The following is a 3,411-nucleotide window of genomic DNA, read 5'->3' on the forward strand; positions in this document are numbered from 1 at the left end:
GGGGGGGGGGGGCCGCTCGGTGCCCGGGACCGGATCCGCTTCACTTTCCGTACAGACTCTCCACTCCAAGGGAATCCGAGAACAGTCATGGCGAACTTCACCGCCGCGGACGTCAAGAAGCTGCGCGACATGACCGGCGCCGGCATGATGGCCTGCAAGAAGGCCCTGACCGAGGCCGACGGCGACTTCGACAAGGCCGTCGAGGCCCTGCGCGTCAAGGGTGCCAAGGACGTCGGCAAGCGCGCCGAGCGCACCGCCGCCCAGGGCATGGTCGTCCTCAAGCAGGAGTCCGAAGGCAAGGCCACCCTCGTCGAGCTCAACTGCGAGACCGACTTCGTCGCCAAGAACGACCAGTTCATCGCGCTGGCCGACCAGGTCGCCGACTTCGTCGCCGCCCAGGACAGCGACGACCTCGCCACCGTCGCCGCCGCCGAGATCGAGCCGGGCAAGACCCTCCAGTCCTTCATCGAGGCCAAGAGCGCGGTCATCGGCGAGAAGCTGGAGTTCCGCCGCTTCGCCAAGTTCGAGGGCGCCTACGTCGCCAGCTACCTCCACAAGTCCGACCCGGACCTGCCCCCCACCATGGGCGTCCTGGTCGAGCTGGACAAGGCTGACGAGGAGGTCGGCAAGGACCTCGCCCAGCAGATCGCCGCGCTGGCCCCGCAGTACATCGGTCGGGACGACGTCCCCGCCGAGGTCGTGGAGAACGAGCGCCGCATCGCCGAGCAGACCACCCGCGAGGAGGGCAAGCCCGAGCAGGCCATCCCCAAGATCGTGGAGGGCCGCCTCAACGGTTACTTCAAGGACGTGACGCTGCTCGGCCAGCCGTTCGTCAAGGAGAACAAGAAGACGGTCCAGAAGGTCGTCGACGAGGCGGGCGTGACCGTCAAGCGCTTCGTCCGCTTCAAGGTCGGCCAGGCCTGAGGGTTTTGAGATGATGGAGGTGCCGGGGAGACTGCTCCCCGGCACCTTCGGTGGATATGGGCGGGTGGCGGGGCGCGTGAGCCCGGCCGACCGCATCGAGGATCACTCGGGGGACCCTGTGCCGCTCGGGGACGACAAGGGAGGCCACAGGCTGTGAACGAAGCGACGAGCACCGAACCGGCGATGCACGGTTCCGGGTGGAAGCGCGTGATGCTCAAACTCTCCGGAGAGGCGTTCGCGGGCGGCGGCGGCCTGGGCATCGACCCCGAGGTCGTCCAGTACGTGGCCGAGTCCATCGCCGAGGCGGTCTCCGAGGGCATCCAGGTCGCGGTGGTCGTCGGCGGCGGCAACATGTTCCGCGGCGCCCAGCTCACCGAGGGCGGCATCGAGCGCGGCCGCGCCGACTACATGGGCATGCTCGGCACCGTCATCAACTGCCTCGCCCTCCAGGACTTCCTGGAGCGGCTCGGTGTGGACACCCGCGTGCAGACCGCGATCCACATGAGCCAGGTCGCCGAGGCCTACATCCCCCGCCGCGCCGTCCGCCACCTGGAGAAGGGCCGCGTGGTCATCTTCGGCGCCGGTCTGGGCGCACCCTTCTTCTCGACCGACACCACCGCCGCCCAGCGCGCGCTGGAGATCGGCGCGCAGGCGGTCCTCAAGGGCACCCAGGTCGACGGGGTCTACGACTCCGACCCCCAGCGCAACCCCGACGCGGTCAAGTTCGACAAGCTCAACTACAACGAGGTCCTCACCCGCGGCCTCAAGGTCATGGACGCCACCGCGGTCAGCCTGTGCATGGACAACGGGCTGCCCATCGTCGTGTTCGACCTGATGAGCCAGGGCAACATCCTGCGCGCGGTACGCGGTGAGAAGATCGGCACCATCGTCGGGCCGACCCCGGTCTAGACAGCCTCCGCGACCACAGCAAGCCACGACACCAGGGAGCGCCCACATGATCGAAGAGACCCTCCTCGAGGCCGAGGAGAAGATGGAGAAGGCCGTGACCGTGGCGAAGGAGGACTTCGCCACGATCCGCACCGGACGCCCCACCCCGGCGACCTTCAACAAGATCACCGTCGACTACTACGGTGCCCGGACGCCGATCAACCAGCTGGCCTCCTTCTCGGTCCCCGAGCCGCGCATGGTGGTCATCTCGCCGTTCGACGTCAACTCGCGCACCGACATCATCAACGCCATCCGCAACAGCGACCTGGGCGTGAACCCCTCCGACGACGGCCAGGTCATCCGCGTGGTCTTCCCCGAGCTGTCCGAGGAGCGCCGCAAGGAGTACGTCAAGGTCGCGCGGACCAAGGCCGAGGACAGCAAGGTCTCGATCCGCAACGTCCGCCGCCGCGCCAAGGACACCTTCGAGAAGGCCGTCAAGTCCGGCGACATCGGTGAGGACGAGGCGCACCGCGCCCAGGCCGAGCTGGACGAGCTGTCTTCGAAGTACGTCGCGTCCGTCGACGAGCTGCTGAAGCACAAGGAATCGGAACTGCTCGAGGTTTAGCCGGTGACCCTTCCTTCCTCCAGCGACTCGGGAGGCGATGACCGCTCGCCCGAGCACAGACCCGGCGGCGGGCCGCGGGGCGGTCCCGATCCGGACGGGCAGCGCTTCGTGCTGCACAAACCGGGGGGTGAGCCGGTCCGGACGGGCCGCAACCTCCCGGTGGCCATCGCCAGCGGGTGCGCCCTGGGCGCCCTCGTGTTCTTCTCCATCTTCCCCCTGCCCCAGCTGTTCACGATCATCACCTCCCTGGGGGTGCTGATCGGCCTGCGCGAGGTCAACCGGGCGTTCGCGGGCAAGGGCATGGGCCTGGCACTGGTACCGCTGGCCGTCGGCGGCGTGGCCATGCAGGTCGCCGCCTACTTCGGGGGAACCGACTGGCTGGTGGGCACGACCGCGCTGACCGCGATCGTCGCCCTGGTGTGGCGGCTGCGCGGAGGTACGGAAGGGTTCGTGGCCGACGTCGCGGCGAACCTGTTCACCCTGGTGTACCTGCCGTTCCTCTTCGGCACGTGGCTGCTGCTCATCTCCCATCCCGAGGACGGCCAGTACCGCCTGGTCACGTTCATCGTGGTGACGATCTCCAGCGACATCGGCGGGTACTTCGCCGGCATCCTGCTGGGCCGGCACAAGATGGCGCCGGTGATCAGCCCCAACAAGACCTGGGAGGGCTTCGGCGGATCGGTCGTGGGCTGCGCCGTCGCGGGCGCGCTGTGCGTGACGCTCATGCTGGACGGCCCCTGGTGGGTCGGCGTGGTCCTGGGCCTGGCGGTCGTGCTGGCCGCCACCGTCGGGGACCTCATCGAGTCGCTGTTCAAGCGCGACCTCGGGGTCAAGGACATGGGCAGGTTCATGCCCGGGCACGGCGGCCTCATGGACCGCCTGGACTCGCTGCTGATCGCCGGTCCCGTGACGTGGATGGTGCTGAGCCTGCTGCTGTAGGCGGCGGCGGACGGGGCGGGTCCTCCCGGGGGCCC

4 protein-coding genes are annotated in these 3,411 nt (G+C 68.7%); all 4 read left to right on the forward strand.

The window, feature by feature from the left end; genetic code table 11:
• Positions 1 to 87: 87 nt before the first annotated feature.
• The 4 genes from tsf to DQW06_RS16295 all read left to right on the forward strand — a co-directional run bounded on the left by tsf (position 88) and on the right by DQW06_RS16295 (position 3,376).
• Positions 88 to 924, forward strand: coding sequence for a translation elongation factor Ts (gene tsf / locus DQW06_RS16280; RefSeq protein ID WP_013151294.1), 837 nt, complete (start codon positions 88 to 90; stop codon positions 922 to 924).
• Positions 925 to 1,107: 183 nt separating this feature from the next.
• Positions 1,108 to 1,833 (forward strand): UMP kinase, encoded by a 726-nt coding sequence (gene pyrH / locus DQW06_RS16285; RefSeq protein ID WP_036552624.1) that lies wholly within the window; start codon positions 1,108 to 1,110, stop codon positions 1,831 to 1,833.
• A 46-nt stretch (positions 1,834 to 1,879) separates the two neighbouring features.
• Positions 1,880 to 2,437, forward strand: a complete 558-nt coding sequence (gene frr / locus DQW06_RS16290; protein WP_013151297.1) for a ribosome recycling factor — start codon at positions 1,880 to 1,882, stop codon at positions 2,435 to 2,437.
• A gap of 3 nt (positions 2,438 to 2,440) precedes the next feature.
• Positions 2,441 to 3,376, forward strand: coding sequence for a phosphatidate cytidylyltransferase (locus tag DQW06_RS16295; RefSeq protein WP_013151298.1), 936 nt, complete (start codon positions 2,441 to 2,443; stop codon positions 3,374 to 3,376).
• Positions 3,377 to 3,411 lie beyond the last annotated feature (35 nt).

The sequence above is a fragment of the Nocardiopsis sp. TNDT3 genome (assembly GCF_003427465.1).
In the GTDB taxonomy this organism is placed as follows: domain Bacteria; phylum Actinomycetota; class Actinomycetes; order Streptosporangiales; family Streptosporangiaceae; genus Nocardiopsis; species Nocardiopsis dassonvillei.

Excerpts from the sequence above, each read along its gene's own strand:
- pyrH (WP_036552624.1), top strand. The coding sequence starts at position 1,108 with ATGCACGGTTCCGGGTGGAAGCGCGTGATGCTCAAACTCTCCGGAGAG.
- frr (WP_013151297.1), top strand. The coding sequence starts at position 1,880 with ATGATCGAAGAGACCCTCCTCGAGGCCGAGGAGAAGATGGAGAAGGCC.
- tsf (WP_013151294.1), top strand. The coding sequence starts at position 88 with ATGGCGAACTTCACCGCCGCGGACGTCAAGAAGCTGCGCGACATGACC.